Source organism: Streptomyces sp. SS1-1, from assembly GCF_008973465.1.
Classification (GTDB): domain Bacteria; phylum Actinomycetota; class Actinomycetes; order Streptomycetales; family Streptomycetaceae; genus Streptomyces.
Map to the genome: position 1 here is coordinate 4,580,716 of NZ_WBXN01000004.1, position 17,506 is coordinate 4,598,221.

General features: G+C 71.5%; 19 protein-coding genes. 13 read left to right on the forward strand and 6 right to left on the reverse strand.

From position 1 onward, the window contains the following. The first annotated feature begins 4 nt into the window (after nt 1–4). From F8R89_RS22525 to F8R89_RS22555, 7 genes are all read left to right on the forward strand, one after another. The gene (locus F8R89_RS22525) at nt 5–952 is read left to right on the forward strand and encodes a type II secretion system F family protein (RefSeq protein ID WP_151785632.1); all 948 of its coding nucleotides are present in this window, start codon (nt 5–7) and stop codon (nt 950–952) included. A gap of 13 nt (nt 953–965) precedes the next feature. Next, complete coding sequence (locus F8R89_RS22530; protein WP_151785633.1) at nt 966–1,859, forward strand: DUF5936 domain-containing protein; 894 nt, start codon at nt 966–968, stop codon at nt 1,857–1,859. Nucleotides 1,860–1,871: 12 nt separating this feature from the next. Further along, nucleotides 1,872–2,585: a LuxR C-terminal-related transcriptional regulator gene (locus F8R89_RS22535; protein WP_151785634.1), complete on the forward strand. Its 714-nt coding sequence runs from the start codon at nt 1,872–1,874 to the stop codon at nt 2,583–2,585. A gap of 133 nt (nt 2,586–2,718) precedes the next feature. Continuing rightward, complete coding sequence (locus F8R89_RS22540) at nt 2,719–2,916, forward strand: Flp family type IVb pilin (protein WP_151785635.1); 198 nt, start codon at nt 2,719–2,721, stop codon at nt 2,914–2,916. Then, nucleotides 2,913–3,530, forward strand: coding sequence for a pilus assembly protein TadG-related protein (locus tag F8R89_RS22545; protein WP_151788249.1), 618 nt, complete (start codon nt 2,913–2,915; stop codon nt 3,528–3,530). Before F8R89_RS22540 ends, F8R89_RS22545 begins: the two co-directional genes overlap by 4 nt. A gap of 16 nt (nt 3,531–3,546) precedes the next feature. Next, complete coding sequence (locus F8R89_RS22550) at nt 3,547–4,131, forward strand: hypothetical protein (RefSeq protein ID WP_151785636.1); 585 nt, start codon at nt 3,547–3,549, stop codon at nt 4,129–4,131. A 7-nt stretch (nt 4,132–4,138) separates the two neighbouring features. After that, the gene (locus F8R89_RS22555; protein WP_151785637.1) at nt 4,139–4,759 is read left to right on the forward strand and encodes an OmpA family protein; all 621 of its coding nucleotides are present in this window, start codon (nt 4,139–4,141) and stop codon (nt 4,757–4,759) included. Here the strand turns inward: F8R89_RS22555 and F8R89_RS22560 are convergent, their stop codons facing one another. Continuing rightward, the gene (locus tag F8R89_RS22560; protein WP_151785638.1) at nt 4,760–5,125 is read right to left on the reverse strand and encodes a DUF192 domain-containing protein; all 366 of its coding nucleotides are present in this window, start codon (nt 5,123–5,125) and stop codon (nt 4,760–4,762) included. Nucleotides 5,126–5,192: 67 nt separating this feature from the next. On the opposite strand from F8R89_RS22560, the gene F8R89_RS22565 reads away from it, so the two are divergent. Further along, the gene (locus tag F8R89_RS22565) at nt 5,193–6,071 is read left to right on the forward strand and encodes an LLM class flavin-dependent oxidoreductase (RefSeq protein ID WP_151785639.1); all 879 of its coding nucleotides are present in this window, start codon (nt 5,193–5,195) and stop codon (nt 6,069–6,071) included. Between the two features lie 19 nt (nt 6,072–6,090). Here the strand turns inward: F8R89_RS22565 and F8R89_RS22570 are convergent, their stop codons facing one another. Further along, on the reverse strand, nt 6,091–6,597 hold the full coding sequence (locus tag F8R89_RS22570; protein ID WP_151785640.1) for a DinB family protein: 507 nt from the start codon (nt 6,595–6,597) through the stop codon (nt 6,091–6,093). 50 nt (nt 6,598–6,647) lie between these two features. On the opposite strand from F8R89_RS22570, the gene F8R89_RS22575 reads away from it, so the two are divergent. From F8R89_RS22575 to F8R89_RS22595, 5 genes are all read left to right on the forward strand, one after another. Beyond that, nucleotides 6,648–7,433, forward strand: a complete 786-nt coding sequence (locus F8R89_RS22575) for a methyltransferase domain-containing protein (protein WP_151785641.1) — start codon at nt 6,648–6,650, stop codon at nt 7,431–7,433. A 664-nt stretch (nt 7,434–8,097) separates the two neighbouring features. Further along, nucleotides 8,098–8,871: an isoprenyl transferase gene (locus tag F8R89_RS22580; protein WP_151785642.1), complete on the forward strand. Its 774-nt coding sequence runs from the start codon at nt 8,098–8,100 to the stop codon at nt 8,869–8,871. A gap of 324 nt (nt 8,872–9,195) precedes the next feature. Then, nucleotides 9,196–10,521 (forward strand): PhoH family protein, encoded by a 1,326-nt coding sequence (locus F8R89_RS22585; RefSeq protein WP_055621787.1) that lies wholly within the window; start codon nt 9,196–9,198, stop codon nt 10,519–10,521. Between the two features lie 420 nt (nt 10,522–10,941). Further along, nucleotides 10,942–11,652, forward strand: a complete 711-nt coding sequence (locus tag F8R89_RS22590) for a transglycosylase SLT domain-containing protein (RefSeq protein ID WP_151785643.1) — start codon at nt 10,942–10,944, stop codon at nt 11,650–11,652. 154 nt (nt 11,653–11,806) lie between these two features. Beyond that, entirely contained in the window at nt 11,807–13,204 is a 1,398-nt protein-coding gene (locus F8R89_RS22595) for an AI-2E family transporter (RefSeq protein WP_151785644.1), read from the forward strand. Nucleotides 13,205–13,219: 15 nt separating this feature from the next. Here F8R89_RS22595 and F8R89_RS22600 read toward each other — a convergent pair whose 3' ends face one another. From F8R89_RS22600 to F8R89_RS22615, 4 genes are all read right to left on the reverse strand, one after another. Next, on the reverse strand, nt 13,220–13,759 hold the full coding sequence (locus F8R89_RS22600) for a carboxymuconolactone decarboxylase family protein (RefSeq protein WP_151785645.1): 540 nt from the start codon (nt 13,757–13,759) through the stop codon (nt 13,220–13,222). Nucleotides 13,760–13,887: 128 nt separating this feature from the next. After that, nucleotides 13,888–16,224: an ABC transporter permease gene (locus tag F8R89_RS22605; protein ID WP_151785646.1), complete on the reverse strand. Its 2,337-nt coding sequence runs from the start codon at nt 16,222–16,224 to the stop codon at nt 13,888–13,890. After that, nucleotides 16,221–16,910 (reverse strand): ABC transporter ATP-binding protein, encoded by a 690-nt coding sequence (locus F8R89_RS22610; protein WP_151785647.1) that lies wholly within the window; start codon nt 16,908–16,910, stop codon nt 16,221–16,223. Before F8R89_RS22610 ends, F8R89_RS22605 begins: the two co-directional genes overlap by 4 nt. After that, complete coding sequence (locus F8R89_RS22615) at nt 16,907–17,431, reverse strand: PadR family transcriptional regulator (protein ID WP_015658114.1); 525 nt, start codon at nt 17,429–17,431, stop codon at nt 16,907–16,909. Before F8R89_RS22615 ends, F8R89_RS22610 begins: the two co-directional genes overlap by 4 nt. Nucleotides 17,432–17,506 lie beyond the last annotated feature (75 nt).

Consider the following 17,506-nt stretch of genomic DNA (forward strand, 5'->3'; position numbering starts at 1 on the left):
GCCCATGGACCTGCAGACCCGCATCACGCTCACCACCGGCATCGCGCTGCTGACCTGCGTCCTGGCCGTCCTGGGCGTCCAGGCGTACGCCGCGGGCCGGGCCCGCCGCCAGGCCCTGGTCGAGCGCCTGTCCGCGACGGGCCAGCTCACCGGCCCCGGAGGGCGCCGCCGCCGCTTCCCCGGCCTGGACCGCCGGTTGCGCCGCACCCGCCTGGGCAGGCGCCTGGAGCTGCGGCTGGCCGCCACCGGACTGGACGTCACCCCCGGCGAGTTCTTCGTGACCATGCTGGCCGTCGTGGCCGGCCTCTGGCTCGTCGGGCAGGCGGCCCTCGCCCCCTTCTTCGGGCCGATCGCCGGACTGCTCGGCGTGTGGGCCGCCGTCCAGTTCCTCAACTGGCAGCGCCAGAAACGCATCGAGCGGTTCATCAACCAGCTCCCCGAACTCGCCCGCATCCTGGCCAACGCCGCGCACGCCGGACTCGCCCTGCGCACCGCGATCGGCCTCGCCGCCGAGGAACTGGAGGCCCCCGCCGGGGAGGAACTCGCCAAGGTCTCCCACCAGCTCGCCCTCGGCGCCTCCATGGACGACGCGCTCGGCGAACTCGCCGAACGCCTCCCCTCCCGCGAACTCGTCGTCCTGGTCACCACGCTGGTCCTGTCCAACCGGGCCGGCGGCCAGGTCGTCAGCGCCCTGCGGAACCTCACCGAGACCCTGGAGGAGCGCAAGGAGACCCGGCGCGAGGTCCGCACCCAGCTCTCCCAGGTCAGCATGACGTCGTACGCCGTTCCCGTGCTGGGCGTCGGATCGCTGTTCCTGATGAACGGCGTGAAGGACGGCGCCCTCGACCGCATGACCGGCAGCCCGCTCGGCCAGGCCGCCGTCCTCGTCGCGTTCGGGCTGTACGCGCTCGGCTTCCTGCTGATCCGCCGCCTCTCACGGATCGACGTCTGAGGGGGCCTTCGGAATGGGAATCGGACTGCTCCTCGCCACCGCCATGGCCCTCGCCGTCGCGGGCGTCTTCGCCGGCATCCGCATGTACCGGGCCGAGACGAAACTCCCCGCCGACCTGGCGCTCGCCCTGGAGGTCGGCGCCACCCGCACCGGCGCCGTGGACTCCCTCATCGACCGCATGGGCATGCGCTACGCCCCGGCCGTCCTGCGCCTCATGGGCCCCAAGCTCGTCGCCCGGTACCGCCGCAGGATCGACCTCGCGGGCAACCCCGGCGGCCTGACCATCGACCGCTACGCCGCCCGGCGCGCCGTGTACGGCTTCCTCGGCGCGGTCGGCTTCCTCGTCTTCCTGCTGCGCGGACAGGTGCTCGTCGCGCTGCTCCTGCTCGCGTTCGGCGCCTTCTGGACGGAGGTCGGCATCTGGTCGGCCATCCGGATCAGGAAGGACGAGATCGAACGCACCCTGCCCGACTTCCTCGACGTCCTCGCCGTCGTGGTCAGCGCCGGCCTCGGCTTCCGCCAGGCCCTCGACCGCGTCTCCGGCCGGTACGAGGGCCCCTGGGCCGACGAACTGCGCATCACCCTGCGCCAGATGGACCTCGGCATGAGCCGCCGCCAGGCCTTCGCGGAGCTGCGCCGCCGCAACGACTCCGAGCAGGTGGCGATGTTCGTGACCGCGCTCCAGCAGGGCGAGGAACTGGGCGCGCCGATCGTCGACACCCTGGTCGCCCTCGCCAAGGACATGCGCCGCACCGACGCGCAGAACGCCCGCCGCAAGGCGGCCCGCGCGGTGCCCAGGGCCACGCTGATGATCACCACCTTCATGGTGCCGGCGACGTTGATCCTGCTGGGCGCGGGCCTGCTGCTCGGGTCCGGCACGGACTTCGGGACGCTGACGGGGGAGTAGGGGAGGAGGCACATGACCGGCATTCCGGCGCACGAGGCGCTGCGGATCGTGGTGGCGGACGACGACCCCGCCGCGCGGGCCCGCCTGACCGCCCTGCTGTCCGGCCACCCCGGCCTGCGGATCGTGGCGGAGGCGTCCGACGGCCACGAGGCCCAGGAGGCGGCCCGCCGCCACCACCCTGACGCGACGGTGCCGGACGCGCGCCTGCCAGGCATGGACCTGCCGCAACTGGCCCTGTCGACCCCGGTGTTGGTGCTGACGTACGCCGACGAACCGGAGGCGGCCCGCGAGGCGCTGCGCCGGGGCGCCCACGGCTACCTGCTGCACGGCGAGTTCACGGCGGACGAACTGGTCGCGGCCGTACGGGAGGTGAGGCGGGGCAGGGCCCCGCTGACCCCCTCGGTCGCCGCGATGCTCGCGCAAGCAAACGCCGAACGCGGCGTCCGGGCCGGGAGTTTGTCGGAACCGCTTTCGCAAGTGCAACCATCTGTGGCACAGTCGTCGTACCGGTCACGGTTCCGACTGAGCAGGAGGGAGGCGGAGATCATGGACCTCATCGCGTCGGGGATGAACAACCAGCAGATCGCCGCCACCTGTTTCATCACCGAAAAGACGGTCAAGAACCACATCAACCGCATCTTCGCCAAACTTCACAGCACCAACCGGGCGGAGGCCGCAGCCAAGTGGCGTGGTGGGAAGCCCGGTTCACCGTCAGGACGGAGCTGAGGGGCGATGACGCGACGACTGTTTTCGGTCATGGCGTGGAATTGGGCCCAAGGGCCCTCTGGCATTCCGGCCGTTCCCGCCTACGTTTCTCCCCAGAGCGCTCAACGATCGCCGTACACCGGAGGGGACCCCCATGAGCAACTGGATCAACGCGACCGCCGCGTACCTGCGCTCCCGCACCGCACGGGACGACAGGGGACAGACGGCGGTGGAGTACCTGGGCATCATCGCGGTGGTGGTGGCGATCGTGCTGGCGATCACCGGGACGGACATCGGCAGCACCATTTACGACGCGATCACCGAGCAGATCGCCGAGGTCACGGGCGGCTGAGGCAGACACGCGGGGTCGGCGACGCGGGGCAGGCGTTCCCCCTCTACATCACGGTGGTGGGGGGCCTGCTCCTGCTTGCGTTCGTGTACCTGGCGGTGGGCCAGGCGGCAGCGAACCGGAACGGCGCCCAGACCGCGGCCGACGCCGCTGCCCTCGCGGCGGCCCTGGACACCCGGGACAAACTCACGGACGACTGGCTGGAGAACGTCCTCGACCCCGAGAAGTGGCAGGACATCTTCGACGGCGTCGGTTCTCCCCTCGACGGGTGCGGACGAGCGCAGGAACTCGCGGCCGAGAACAACGCCACCGCGTTCTGCACTCCGCTGGCGGGACTGCCTCCGGGCTACCGGGTCGAGGTGAAGACGACGGAACCCGTGGGCGACTCCATCGTGCCCGGTACCGAGAACGTCCACTCGACGGCGACCGCCACGGCCGTGATCGAGTGGCGGTGCGACTTCGACCTTCCGGGAGAGGACGCCGACGACGAGGCCCTGCCGGAACTCAGGTGCGACGACGCCGACTGGCAGCTCGACCCGGAGAATCTCGACGACCTCCCAGGCCCCGAGGACCTCTTCGACGTGCATCTGACCGACGGGCAAGGCAATGACGAGTGACGAAGGAAGCGGAGTGATGGGCATTCGGTTCTCGGCGAAGGGCCGCAGGGCGCTGGTCGCGGCCGCGCTCGCGGCCGGTCTGGCCGTCGGTGCGTCCGGTTGTGGCGGAGGAGGGGGCGATGAGGACGGGAAGCCGAAGGCCTCCGCTTCCGCCTCGCAGAAGGACGACTCCGGGCCGAGCCCTCAGGAAGGCGAGTCGGACACTCCGCTGGCGGAGATGAAGGGGCAGGACGGTCTGCTCCTGCAGATCACCTCGGCGGTGCGGGACACCGGTGGCTTCCTCACGCTGAACGGCACGCTCAAGAACGACGGCGAGAAGAGTGTCACCGTGCCCTCTCAGGTGCGCGGGAACGAGACCGAGATCGTGCGCCACGGCAGGTCGCTCGGCGGTGCCACCCTCGTCGACTCCAAGAGCAAGAAGCGCTACTACGTGCTGCGCGACACCGATGGACGTCCCCTCACGACCACCGGGTTCTCGATCCTGAAGTCCGGCGAGAGCCTGGCCGTGTTCATGCAGTTCCCGGCGCCGCCCGCCGACACGGCCGAGGTCGTCTTCCAGCTCCCCACCTTCGCCTCCGCCACCATCCAGATCTCCGGATGAGCCGCCCATGACCCGCCTCCCTCTCACCCTGACCGCGGTCGGCGTCATGATCGCCGCCAACCTCCTGACCGCCACGACCGCCGAGGCCGACGACGACCCCGTCGTGCCGCCCGGCACCGAGGCGTCCGCCGCCGCGCCCGTGGAGGTCGACGCCAACGACCCGGATCTCAAGCTGCCCGAGGGCGCCACCCTCGCCGCCGCCAAGGTGCTGGACATCAAGCAGGTCGTCGAGGACCAGGCCGGCGAGGAGCGCCGCGAGGACACCAACGCCGACGTGAAGTTCGCGCTCCAGGCGGAGGTGCTGTTCCCCAAGGACAGCGCGAAACTCACCGGCGAGGCCAAGGCCCGTATCGCCGCCATCGCCGAGGAGATCGGCAAGCAGAACGCCACCCGCATCCGCGTCTTCGGCTTCACCGACAACCTGGGCTCCGCGGCCCACGGCGACGTCCTGTCCCGCAAGCGTGCCAACGCCGTACAGGGCGTCCTGGAGGCCGAGCTGGACGACTCCACGATCACCTACGAGGTCCGCGGCTACGGCGAGCAGTACCCCATCTCCTCCAACGCCACCGAGGCCGGCCGCAAGAAGAACCGCAGGGTCGAGGTCTCCTTCCCCCGCACGGGGGGCTGATCAGTCCGTCACCACACCGACCGTCACCCCCACCCGCACCCCCCACCCCGCCATCGCCCCCGCCTCCGACTCCAGGACGTGGCGGGAGCGGAGGCGGGGGAGCCCCAGGCGGTTCGGGGGCATCGTGCGGACGGCGAGGACGCGCAGGTGCCGGTCGAGGTAGGCGACGTCGATCGGCATCCGCATCCGCACCGTGTGCACGCTGCCGGCCGGCGTGAGCAGCATCGCCCCGTCGATCGCGTCCCGCCCCAGCAGCCCCTTCGTCCGGGCCCGGTAGGACGCGGCGATCTCCAGCGGCACCGCCACCTCGCCCCGTTCCCCGTGGACGACCAGCGTGCCCCGTCCGTCCTGCCACCGCCGAGCCATCGCGGCCCCTCCCGCCCTCGCCGATATCGCGTTGTCCTGGCCGTGCTACCCGGGTAGGAAAGATCCCATGACTGGACTCGGCGTGGTGTTCCGTCCCCAACTCGCCCCCGAACGGCTGCGTTCCGTCGCCGAGGCCGCCGACGCGGCGGGGCTGGAGGAGCTGTGGCTCTGGGAGGACTGCTTCCGTGAGGGAGGTGTCTCCACCGCCGCGGCCGCCCTCGCGTGGACCGGGCGGGTGAAGGTCGGCGTCGGCCTGCTGCCCGTGCCGCTGCGCAACGTCGCGCTCACCGCGATGGAGGCCGCCTCCCTGCACCGCATGTTCCCGGGCCGGCCCCTCCTCGCCCTCGGACACGGCGTGCAGGACTGGATGGGCCAGGTCGGCGCCCGCGCCGAGTCGCCGGTGACCCTGCTGCGGGAGCATCTCGACGCGCTGCGGGCCCTGTTGCGCGGGGAACGCCTCACCGTCGAGGGGCGGTACGTCCGGCTGGACGACGTGGCCCTGGACTGGCCGCCGGACGGGCCGGCACCGGTCCTCGCCGGGGTGACCGGTCCCCGCTCGCTGCGGCTGTCCGGTGCCTCGGCCGACGGCACGCTGCTCACCGCCTCCACGCCGCCGGACGGCGTACGCCGGGCCCGGCGGCTCATCGACGAGGGGCGGAGCGCGGCCGGGCGCACCGACGCCGGGCCGCACCCGGTCACCGTCTATCTGCTCGCCGCCACCGGCCCCGACGGCCCCGAGCGCGTACAGGCCGAACTGGCCGCGGAAGGGGTCGCCTTCGTGCCCGGCCTCGGAGCGGCCGGAGACGCGGCCGCCGTCGCCGCGGCCGTACGGCGGTTCGCGGAGGCCGGGGCGGACACCGTGGTCCTGCAGCCGACGGGCGACGAGCCGGACCCGGAGGGGTTCGTCCGGTTCGTCGCCGGGGAGGTCCGCCCGCTGGTCCCCTGATCCGGCGGCCGGGCGGGCGTCAGCCGGGCCGCCGCGTGCCCGTCGCCCCGTCGATCAGCTCGCGCACGATGTCCATGTGACCGGCGTGCCGTGCCGTCTCCTCGATCATGTGGACCAGCACCCAGCGCAGGGACACGTCGATGTCCCGCCAGTCCGGCCGGCCCCGCTCGTCCAGGGACCGGCTGTCGATCACACGGTCGGCGGCGGCCCGCGCCCGGCCGTAGAAGTCGACGATCTGCCGGGTCGTCTCGCCCTGGTCGGCCCGCATGTCCTCGTCGCTGTACGGGTCGAACCACAGCGGTTCCACCTCACCGCCGAAGCTCGCGACGAACCAGCCGTACTCGACGGAGGCGAGGTGCTTGACCAGCCCCAGCAGGCTCGTGCCCGACGGTGTCATCGGGCGGCGCAGCGCCTCGTCGTCCAGCCCCTCCAGCTTCCACGACACCGCGTCCCGGTGCCGGTCCAGGCTCTCGCGGAGCAAGGCCTTCTCGTCCGCCGTGTACGCCGGCCGCGTCGGGTTCGTCATGGGGCGGAAATTATCAGCGGCCACCGACACCGCCCTGCGACCATGCCCGGATGGGACAGCGCAGCAGGTCGTTCGAGGAACTCGTCGCGGAGGGCGCCGCCGTGCCCACCGAGGGCTGGGACTTCTCCTGGTTCGAGGGGCGGGCCACGGAGGAGCGGCCGAGCTGGGGGTACGCGGTGTCGCTGGCCGGCCGCCTGGCCGCCGCCACCGCCGCGCTCGATCTGCAGACCGGGGGAGGGGAGGTCCTCGCCTTCGCCCTCGGACGGGCGCCCGAGGCGCCGGTGCTCACCGTCGCCACGGAGGGCTGGCCGCCGAACGTCACCGAGGCCACCGCGCTGCTCGCCCCGCGCGGGGTCGCCGTCGTCGCCGTACCGGAGGACGCGCCGCTGCCGTTCGCCGACGCGGCCTTCGACCTGGTGTCGAGCCGGCACCCGGTCCGGGCCCCCTGGGCGGAGATCGCCCGGGTGCTGCGGCCCGGCGGCACCTACTTCGCCCAGCACGTCGGCCCGCGCAGCGTCTTCGAGCTGGTCGAGCACTTCCTCGGCCCGCAGCCGGACGAGGTGCGCGACGCGCGGCACCCGGACCGGGAACGCGCGGAGGCGGAGGCCGCGGGGCTGGAGATCGCCCAACTGCGCGCCGAGACCCTGCGGGTGGAGTTCCACGACATCGCGGCGGTCGTCCACTTCCTGCGCAAGGTGGTGTGGATGGTGCCGGGCTTCACCGTGGAGGCGTACCGCCCCCGGCTGCGCGCCCTGCACGAGCGGATCGAGGCCGAGGGCCCCTTCGTGGCCCACAGCACCCGCCATCTCTTCGTCGCGCACAAGCCGGGCGGTTGAGGGCCGGAGCTTGAGACGGTCGCCTCGCGGTCAAATGGTGCAAATCGTGCATTCGGGGGTTCGGGAGCGTTTGTGGCCTCCATATCCAAGGAACCCTCACCTTTTCCACATCGTTATGGGGGTCGGCTCGCTTTCCGTGCGGCTCTCACGTAAGTTCGGACCAAGGCAATTCGCGTAAGCAAAGCTGCGCGGTGGCACCGCGCGGCGGAGGGGGCTGCGCGGTGCCCTGCCCTGCTGCGACCCGCCACCGGCAGGCCCCTCGCCGCGTCAAGCGGACGTTCGCGGCCGGGGTCACCCCTGGGAGGGACGACCCCCCGGACGGCCGAGCGGCGCACACAACCGGCCAAACCCGCCATTACCGGCCATGCGGTCCACGTTCTCCCTGGTCAGAGGCGTGTGCCTCGGCGGAGCGCCGCCCCGAGGGATCGTTTTCCCTCTCATCCGGCCGTCGCCGGGCGACTCCGGAGCGTAGTTGTCTCGCGCCGATGCACGCAGCATCACTTACGAAGGGTTATGGTGGAAACCCCCCCTCGGGCCGGTCCGTCTCCCCCCCACGGACCGGCCCGTTTTCTGTTCCCGGGCCATCCCCCGGAACGCGCCCGCGCCGAACCCCGGTACGCTCCATGCGCGGGGACCGCATCCGTACGGAGGGGCTGACAATCACGTGAACCTGCGCGACATGCTGCGCGGCCTGCTGGTCAGGCTGTACGCGCGCCGGGTGGAAGGCCACCTGGACCACGCTCAGGTGCCCAAGCACATCGGCGTGATCATGGACGGCAACCGGCGCTGGGCCAAGGCAGCGGGCTCCTCCACCGTGCACGGACACCGGGCCGGCGCCGAGAAGATCGAGGAATTCCTCGGCTGGTGCACCGAGACGGACGTCGAGGTCGTCACCCTCTGGCTGCTGTCGACGGACAACTTCGACCGCCCCCAGGAAGAACTCGTCCCCCTGCTCGGCATCATCGAGGACGTCGTCCGCACCCTCGCCGCCGACGGCCGCTGGCGCGTGCACCACGTCGGCACGCCGGACCTGCTCCCCGGCCCCATGCAGACCACGCTGAAGGAGGCCGAGGAGGCCACCGCCCACGTCGACGGAATACTGGTCAACGTGGCCATCGGATACGGCGGCCGGCAGGAGATCGCCGACGCCGTGCGCTCGATGATCACCGAGGCGCACGACAAGGGCACCTCCATGGAGGAGCTCGCCGAGTCCGTCAGCGTCGACCTCATCGGCCGTCACCTCTACACCGGCGACCAGCCCGACCCCGACCTCGTGATCCGCACCAGCGGTGAACAACGGCTGTCCGGTTTCATGCTGTGGCAGACGGCCCACTCGGAGTACTACTTCTGTGAGGTCTTCTGGCCGGCCTTCCGCAAGGTCGACTTCCTGCGTGCCCTGCGTGACTACGCCGCACGGCACCGCCGCTACGGCGGCTGACACCGCACCCCGCCCAGGCGGGCGGGGACGGACGTTCACGAGGAGTTCACGGGCGCGCCGTCGTACCCGTCGGCATGGCAGCGGGTGTTCGAGGGCATAGACCAAGCAGGTCGATGCCCGAACCACGGGTGTCGGATCTCAGCGGACGGCGCCGGAGCCGTCCGCCCGGGAGGCCCGTTTGCACCAGCCCTACCGTGCGGTGACGGCACGGAAGAAGCAGTGGAGGGCCGGTTTCCGGCCCGTGCGGGGCGTGCGCCGCGGCCGACGACCGGTCCAGCTCCACTCCGTCGCTCCCCGACCTCATCCGAGGGGGTACGTCCTTCCGTGGTGACCAGCACAAAGCGCCACAAGCCCGACCGGCGCACCTATGTTCTCGACACCAGCGTCCTGCTGGCCGACCCGAACGCCCTGAGCCGCTTCGACGAGCACGAGGTCGTGCTCCCCATCGTCGTGGTGACGGAACTGGAGGCCAAGCGGCACCATCCCGAACTCGGCTACTTCGCCCGGCAGGCCCTGCGCCTGCTCGACGACCTCCGGGTCCGGTACGGCCGTCTCGACTCCCCCATCCCCACGGGGGACCTCGGCGGGACCGTCCGTGTCGAGCTCAACCACTCGGACCCCAGCGTGCTGCCCAGCGGCTACCGCCTGGGGGACAACGACTCCCGCATCCTCGCGGTCGCCCGCAATCTGCAGGCCGAGGGGTTCGACGTCACCGTCGTGTCCAAGGACCTGCCGCTGAGGATCAAGGCCTCGTCCGTCGGACTCCTCGCCGAGGAGTACCGCGCCGAACTGGCCATCACGGACTCCTCCGGCTGGACCGGCATGTCCGAACTGACCCTCCCGGGCGAGCAGGTGGACATCCTCTTCGAGGAGGGGCGCGTCCATGTGCCCGAAGCCGCCGCCCTCCCCGTGCACACGGGCCTGACCATCCACTCCGAGCGCGGCAAGGCGCTCGGCAGGGTCACCCCCGACGGCAACGTCCGTCTGGTGCGCGGCGATCGGGAGGCGTTCGGCATCAAGGGGCGCAGCGCCGAGCAGCGGATCGCGCTCGACCTGCTCCTCGACCCGGACGTCGGCATCGTCTCCATGGGCGGCCGGGCCGGCACCGGAAAGTCGGCGCTGGCGCTGTGCGCGGGACTGGAGGCCGTGCTGGAGCGCCGGCAGCACCAGAAGGTGATGGTCTTCCGGCCGCTGTACGCGGTGGGCGGGCAGGAGCTCGGCTATCTGCCCGGCACCGAGGCCGAGAAGATGAGCCCCTGGGCGCAGGCGGTCTTCGACACGCTGTCCGCGGTCACCAGCCGCGAGGTCATCGAGGAGGTCACCGCGCGGGGGATGCTGGAGGTGCTGCCCCTCACCCACATCCGCGGACGCTCGCTGCACGACGCGTTCGTCATCGTGGACGAGGCGCAGTCGCTGGAGCGGAACGTCCTGCTGACCGTCCTGTCCCGGATCGGCGCCGACTCACGGGTCGTTCTCACCCACGACGTGGCCCAGCGGGACAACCTGCGCGTCGGCCGGTACGACGGAGTGGTCGCCGTGGTGGAGAAGCTGAAGGGACACCCGCTGTTCGCCCACGTCACGCTGAACCGGTCCGAGAGGTCCCAGATCGCCGCCCTTGTGACCGAAATGCTCGAGGACGGCCAGATCTGACGGGTCTGCACGGGCCTGTGGAGGGCTGTCCAACTTCATAGCGGTTACGCGTCAGTTGGCGCCGTCCGGAAAGGCGAAGAGCCTAGCCGGGCGGCGCCTTGGCGTGTGCCGCTTTCCGGAAAAGCCCAGGGGCAAACTGGGTGTGAGCTTTCACACGCAACACAGAATTGCCTCGCGCCGTCCGGGTGCGGCAGAGTCTCACTCCTGTCAGGCCCCGCATACGACACAGTCGTGCCCCCAGCGGTACGGCGCCACAGCAGCACCACACCAACTGCATAGCGACGTCGTATGCCGCCCGAGTCAACACGCGGCGCTCCCCGCAGGGGAGTTGCCCAGCGGGTCCGTGCCTCCCGTGACCCCGCAGTTGGGAGGCCAGCGCCAGGGGCACGATTGCGTCCGCCAGGGTCACCGAAGCGGGCGATGCTGGAAGGAAACCGTGTGAGTCCGATTTCGGTCAGGGGATTCGCAGTGGCCTCGGCCACCGCGGTCACCGCTGTCGGAAGCGTCGTCGGCGTTGCCTCGGGCAGCACCGCGCAGACCAACGACGCCGAGGCGACGGCAGCCGAGACGACGCTCCTCGCGGACATACCCGCGGGCCAGCAGGCCCAGGTGCAGACCGAGTCCTTGTCGGCGCAGGCGGACGTCCAGGCCATCGCCGCGGACGCGAGCGCCAAGAAGGACGCCGAGGAGGCGGCCCGCAAGGCTGCCGCCCAGAGCGCGATCGAGAAGAAGGAAGCCGCCGAAAAGGCAGAGAAGGCGGCGAAGGAAGCCAAGGAGCGCGAGGAAGCCGAGACCAAGGCCTCCCGGTCCTCCGCCGACTTCCCCGTCCAGAGCTCCTACACCGTCGCGCAGATCCAGGCGATGGCCCGCCAGATGGTGCCGGCCGACCAGTTCCAGTGCTTCAGCAACATCGTGGACCACGAGTCCAGCTGGAACTACCAGGCCGTGAACCCGTCCTCGGGCGCCTACGGTCTCTTCCAGGCTCTGCCCGGTTCCAAGATGTCGTCCGTCGGCGCGGACTGGCAGACGAACCCGGCCACCCAGATCAAGTGGGGCCTGAACTACATGAACTCGCGCTACGACAGCCCGTGTGGCGCATGGAGCTTCTGGCAGGCCAACCACTGGTACTAGGCCGTCTCCGCGACCTAGGCTCGCCCCGCTCAACCTCGCGACGCCCCTCACCGTCTTCAGGTGAGGGGCTTTCGCTTTGGCGCGTGCCGCCCCTGTAGCGTCGAACCGGCTCCAGGGAGGAGTGGTGGGCACGGACGGGGGAAGAGGACGGATCATGTCACGAGTGCCAGGGTGGCTCGGCCGGCTCGGTGCCGGACTGACCGAAATGAGCGAACGGTTGAACGAACGCCGTGCCGCGGCCGAGCGGGAGAGCGACGACCTTCCCTCCGGAGGGCCGTCCGCCGGACCCGCGACCGGTGACGCCCCGGCGTCCCCGGGCACGGCGCCGCGCCACGTCGAGCGGTCGCCCGTGGCCGCGCCCCCGCGCCCCGACCCGGCCCAGGCCGTGCCGTGGGGCATGCGGGTCGCCGCGGAGGCGGGCTGGCGGCTGCTGGTCCTCGCCGGGACCGTCTGGGTGCTGATGCGGATCATCAGCGCCGTCCAGCTCGTCGTCCTGGCATTCGTGATCGCCCTGCTCCTGACGGCCCTGATGCAGCCCTCGGTGGCCTGGCTGACCCGGCGCGGGGTCCCGCGCGGACTGGCCACCGCCCTCACCGCGATCCTCGGGTTCGTCGTCATCGGCCTGATGGGCTGGTTCGTGACCTGGCAGGTCATGGAGAACGTCGACGACCTGTCCGACCAGATCCAGGACGGCATCGACGAACTGCGCAACTGGCTGCTCAACAGCCCGTTCCACGTCACCGACAAGCAGATCAACGAGATCGCCGAGAACCTGCGCAACGCCGTCGGCGCCAACACCGACGAGATCACCTCGGCCGGCCTCGAAGGCGTGACGGTCATCGTCGAGGCCCTCACCGGCATCCTGCTGGCCGTCTTCTCGACGCTGTTCCTGCTCTACGACGGCAAGCGGATCTGGCAGTGGACCCTCAAGCTGGTCCCGGCCGCCGCCCGCCCCGGAGTCGCGGGCGCCGGACCGCGCGCCTGGGCGACGCTCACGGCCTATGTGCGCGGCACGGTCGTGGTCGCCCTCATCGACGCCGTCTTCATCGGCATCGGCATCTACTTCCTCGACGTCCCGATGGCCGTCCCGCTGGCCGTGTTCATCTTCCTGTTCTCCTTCATCCCGCTGGTCGGCGCCGTGGCGTCGGGCGCGCTCGCGGTGGTCGTCGCCCTGGTCACCCAGGGCGTCTTCACCGGCGTCATGACCCTCGTCGTGGTGCTCGCGGTCCAGCAGATCGAGGGGCACATCCTGCAGCCGTTCATCCTCGGCCGCGCGGTCCGCGTGCATCCGCTGGCGGTCGTGCTGGCGGTGGCGGCCGGCGGCATGGTGGCCGGGATCGGCGGCGCCGTGGTGGCCGTCCCGCTGGTGGCGGTGACGAACACGATCGTGGGCTATCTGCGGCGGTACTCGCAGGAGATGGACCTGGCGGCCGTCCAGGCCCCGCCCGCGGCGGCCGTCCCCGCGCCGGCGGGCGGACCCGTCGCCGTCGAGCACGTCGACGGCCCCGCCGAGGGCCCCGCGGGTGACGGGGACCCGGCACCCCAGAGGTGAGCGGAGGGCCGGGCGCTACTCGACGTCCTCCAGCACGGCCTCGGCGTCCAGCGTGACGCCGACGGCCTGGACCACCGACGCGATCCTGAAGGCGTCCTGGACCGTCTCCCGGTCCACGCCCGCCTTGCGCAGCACCCGCTCGTGCGCGTCCAGGCACAGACCGCAGGCGTTGATCGCGGACACGGCGAGGGACCACAGCTCGTAGTCGATCCTGTCCACCCCCGGGTCGCCGAGGACGTTCATCCGCAGGCCCGTGCGCAGGCCGCCGTAGGCGGGGTCGGACAGCAGGTGCCGGGTGCGGTGGAAGACATTGTTCACCGCCATCACCGCCGCCGCGGACTTCGCCGCCGTGTACGCCCCGGGCGACAGACGGGCCTTCGCCTCCGGCGCCAGCTCGCGCAGCACGACGGGGGAGCGGGAGGCGATCGCGGTGGCCAGCACCGTGCCCCACAGCTGCTGCTCGGTGAGGCCCGAACGGCCGACGACGGCGTCGAGGTTGCGCCTCAGGTCGTGGGCGTAGCCCGGCAGACGGGACTTCAGGGAGTCCAGGGACATGGCTCTCACTCCTGAGGGGACGGCGTACCCCACCGATCCTGGCACGGGCGGTGACCGTACGGGCCGGCACGCGGGCGCGGCCGCACCGCGCGAGGCGGTGCGGCCGCGTGCCGCGGGACGGGTGGCCGTCACTCCGTGCGCAGACCGTCCGGGCGCATCAGCCGCATCAGCGGCGGCAGGCTGAGCAGCGTCACCACGATGATCACGGCCGCTCCGGCGCCCGTCATCGACAGCATGCTCGCCCAGTCCACGGCGACCGGCGTGCCGGTCATCTTCAGCAGGACCGTGCCCAGTGTCAGGCCCACCACCGCCGACAGCAGCAGCCCCAGGGTGATCGGGATGGCGGTCTGCCACAGCACCGACAGGCTCAGCGTCCGCCGCCGGGTGCCGAAGGCGACCAGCGACGACAGCAGCTTCTTACGGTCCCGCAGTTGCTCCAGCTGGGAGATCAGCAGGCTCGCCCCGATCAGCGTCAGGACACAGACGGCGCCGACGAACAGACCGGTGCGGATGGTGGCGTAGCGACTGGACGTTTCCGTGGCGTACCAGTTCATCGGGTACGACAGCGGGTCGGCCGCGGCCGCCGCGTTCCGCGCGTACTCCTGCACGTCCGGGACGGACTGGTCGAACTGGAGGTACACCTGGCCCCGCAGCGCGGGCGCGGCCGACGGGGCGAGCGCCTTGGGCGTCAGGAGGAGGCCGCCGCGCGTACCGCCCGTGAGGTCCTCACGGCTGTGGGCCGGCCGCAGCCCCTTCGGGATCGTGAAGGCGATCTCCTGCTGCCGCGCACCGCCCTCGTACGACGGGTCGAGGTACATCGTCCGTCCGGGCTGCTTGGCCAGCTTCGGGGTGTCCGTGTCCCACTCGGCGTCGGACACGTAGAACGCGTCCCCGTCCTTGCAGGAGGGCAGGACGGCCACCTGGCGCAGCGACGCGCAGTCGCCGACGCTGACCTCGAGGCCCAGCTCCGGTTCCTTGCGCCGGTCGCCCGCGTAGCCGCGGTCGTAGGCGAAGACGTCCTTGATGCCCTTGGTGGTGCGGAACCGCTCCACCGCGGTGCCGAGTTCGGCGTGCCGGGACAGCGACACCTCCATCTGCGCCCGGGCGACGTCCTTGCCGCTGTCCTTCGTGTAGTCGCTCTCGACCCCGGCGAACAGCATCTGCAGGGCGATGGCACCGGCCACCGCGACCGCGACGCCGTTGACCATGCGGGCGGCCGTGCCGCTGCTCAGCTGGAGCCGGCGGACGGCGAGCTGCCAGGCCACACCGCCCGAGCCGAGCCGGGAGACGACCGCCTCGACGACCCAGGGCAGCAGCGTGGTGACGCCGATGAGCAGCAGCAGCACACCGCCGACCACCAGGTACGCGTTGAAGGTGCCGTTCTCGCGGCCCTGGCCGATCATCGGCCACAGCATCGCCAGACCGCCGAGCGGCATCAGCAGCCGCCACCACAGCCGGCGCCGCGCGGGCTTCGCCGTGCGGACCACACCGAGCGGCTCGATCACCACGCCGCGCATCGCGAACAGGGTGACGACCACGGCCGCCGCGGGCACCGCGACGCCGACGAGCAGGGCGAGCGCGGGGGAGGGGTCCAGATAGCTCGGGAAGACACTGATGCCGAACACCTCGACGGAGCCCGCGATCTGGCGTCCGATGAGGAAGAACACGGTGCCGAGGACCAGGCCGAGGACGGCACCCGCGAGCGCCTCGCCGGCCGCGACCCGGCGGACCATGCGCCCGTCGGAGCCGACCAGCCGCAGCGCGGCGAGCCGCCGGTCGCGCCGCTCGCCGCCGAAGCGAACGGCCGCGGCGATGAACACGCCGACCGGCAGCAGCAGCACCACGAAGACGACGATGACGAGCAGCAGCAGGACTGGGTCGGTCTCCGTCTCGGCGGGGCTCGTGTCCCCGAACCGGTCGATCCGGGCGACCCGGGCGCCGTCGATCTCCTTCGCGAGGCCGTCGGCGCCCCGGAAGAACGCGAGTTCCTGCGAGCCGATCAGCCCGCTCTCCCCGATGGTGCCGACGATCTTCTCGGGCAGCCGCTCGCGCAGCAGCGCCGCGTCGTCCGACTTCAGCAGCCGTTCGAGGGCGGGGGAGACCACCATCTCGCCGACCGCGGGGAAGCTGTCGACGCCCGGCGGCGGCTCGGCCTTCGCGCCCTCGCGCTCGATGCCGCGGCCGCGGATGTCCTTGTTCCGCCAGTCGGTGTCCATGTCCGCGATCAGCAGACTGTGGTCGTTCGCCTTCTTGTCCAGCCGGCTGTAGTCGATGTCGGCGCGGGCGCTCTCCCGGTCGTGCCGGACCGACTGCATGCTGGGGACCGCGGTGGTGAGCAGCAGCAGCGCCACACCGAGGCCGACGCCGACCGCTGTCAGCAGGGCACGGACCCATCCCTCTCGGCCGCCGACGAAGGCGAACCGGACCCCCATGCCGAGGTCCCTGGCCCACTGACGCACGTTCATACGACGCGCTCCATGTCCCGGGACTTGCCGTCGCGCACGACGATCTCGCGGTCGGAGTAGGCGGCGACCCGCGCCTCGTGCGTGACGAGCACGACGGCGGCGTTGGTGGAGCGTGCGGCGTCCGTCAGCAGCTCCATCACGCGCTCGCCGTTGAGGGAGTCGAGCGCTCCGGTCGGCTCGTCGGCGAAGAGCACCCGCGGACCGGTGACCAGCGAGCGGGCGACGGCGACGCGCTGCCCCTGACCGCCGGAGACCTCGCCGGGCCGCTTCTTGCGCAGGTCGTCGACCTCCAGGCGCTCCATCCAGGTGAGCGCGGCCCGCTCGGCCTCCTTGCGGGGGGTGCCGTTGAGGCGCAGCGGCAGGGCGACGTTCTCGACGCAGGTCAGCTCGGGGACGAGCTGGCCGAACTGGAAGACGAACCCGAACTCCGAGCGGCGCAGGGCGCTGCGCTGGGCGTCGTTCATGGTGGCCAGCTCGCGCCCGTTGTAGACGATGGACCCCGAGTCGGGCGGGACGATGCCGGCCAGGCAGTGCAGCAGCGTGGACTTGCCGGAGCCGGAGGGGCCCATGACGGCGACGACCTCGCCGGGGTGGATGGAGAAGTCCGCGCCGTCGAGGGCGACGGTCGGGCCGTAGGCCTTGCGCAGCTCGGAGGCCGCGAGCAGGGAGCCGGGGGGCGGAGTCACTTGACCACCACCTCCGCCAGCTTGTCGAGACGGGCGGCGGTCAGCTCCAGCCAGCGCAGGTCGGCCTCCAGGTGGAAGAGCGCGTGGTCGCAGATCAGCTGGTCGGCCAGGTCGCCCTTGCGCTTGCGGTCGGTGAGGATGCGCATCATGCGCAGGTGCTCGGCACGCTGGGTGTCGAGGATGTCGGCCGCGTCGCGCCGGGTCAGCAGGGCGAGGACGACCTTGGTGTAGAGGGTCGACTGGAGGTACGGCTCCGGCTTCTCCGGGGTCGCGAGCCACCGCTGGACGTCGGTGACGCCGGCGTCGGTGATCGCGTACCGCTTGCGCTCGGGCCCGCCTCCGGGCTCGATGCCGTCGACCTCGACGAGGCCGTTCTTCAGCAGACGGGACATCGTCGAATAGACCTGGCCGTAGTGCAGCGGCCGGTCGTGACCGAACTTCTCGTCGAAGGCCCGCTTCAGGTCGTAGCCGTGACGGGGGCCCGACTCCAGGAGCCCTAGGAGGGTGTGACCGATGGACATGCCGAGGACACTACACGGGGTGTATACCCGGTGTGTATACGCACGGTGTGCAGTGTGCGGCGAAGGGTGTGAAGG

Bases quoted from the DNA above. Each gene is read 5' to 3' on its own strand.
- F8R89_RS22525 (WP_151785632.1), top strand. From the start codon at position 5: ATGGACCTGCAGACCCGCATCACGCTCACCACCGGCATCGCGCTGCTG.
- F8R89_RS22530 (WP_151785633.1), top strand. From the start codon at position 966: ATGGGAATCGGACTGCTCCTCGCCACCGCCATGGCCCTCGCCGTCGCG.
- F8R89_RS22535 (WP_151785634.1), top strand. From the start codon at position 1,872: ATGACCGGCATTCCGGCGCACGAGGCGCTGCGGATCGTGGTGGCGGAC.
- F8R89_RS22540 (WP_151785635.1), top strand. From the start codon at position 2,719: ATGAGCAACTGGATCAACGCGACCGCCGCGTACCTGCGCTCCCGCACC.
- F8R89_RS22550 (WP_151785636.1), top strand. From the start codon at position 3,547: ATGGGCATTCGGTTCTCGGCGAAGGGCCGCAGGGCGCTGGTCGCGGCC.
- F8R89_RS22555 (WP_151785637.1), top strand. From the start codon at position 4,139: ATGACCCGCCTCCCTCTCACCCTGACCGCGGTCGGCGTCATGATCGCC.
- F8R89_RS22560 (WP_151785638.1), bottom strand. From the start codon at position 5,125: ATGGCTCGGCGGTGGCAGGACGGACGGGGCACGCTGGTCGTCCACGGG.
- F8R89_RS22565 (WP_151785639.1), top strand. From the start codon at position 5,193: ATGACTGGACTCGGCGTGGTGTTCCGTCCCCAACTCGCCCCCGAACGG.
- F8R89_RS22570 (WP_151785640.1), bottom strand. From the start codon at position 6,597: ATGACGAACCCGACGCGGCCGGCGTACACGGCGGACGAGAAGGCCTTG.
- F8R89_RS22575 (WP_151785641.1), top strand. From the start codon at position 6,648: ATGGGACAGCGCAGCAGGTCGTTCGAGGAACTCGTCGCGGAGGGCGCC.
- F8R89_RS22590 (WP_151785643.1), top strand. From the start codon at position 10,942: ATGCTGGAAGGAAACCGTGTGAGTCCGATTTCGGTCAGGGGATTCGCA.
- F8R89_RS22595 (WP_151785644.1), top strand. From the start codon at position 11,807: ATGTCACGAGTGCCAGGGTGGCTCGGCCGGCTCGGTGCCGGACTGACC.
- F8R89_RS22600 (WP_151785645.1), bottom strand. From the start codon at position 13,759: ATGTCCCTGGACTCCCTGAAGTCCCGTCTGCCGGGCTACGCCCACGAC.
- F8R89_RS22605 (WP_151785646.1), bottom strand. From the start codon at position 16,224: ATGAACGTGCGTCAGTGGGCCAGGGACCTCGGCATGGGGGTCCGGTTC.
- F8R89_RS22615 (WP_015658114.1), bottom strand. From the start codon at position 17,431: ATGTCCATCGGTCACACCCTCCTAGGGCTCCTGGAGTCGGGCCCCCGT.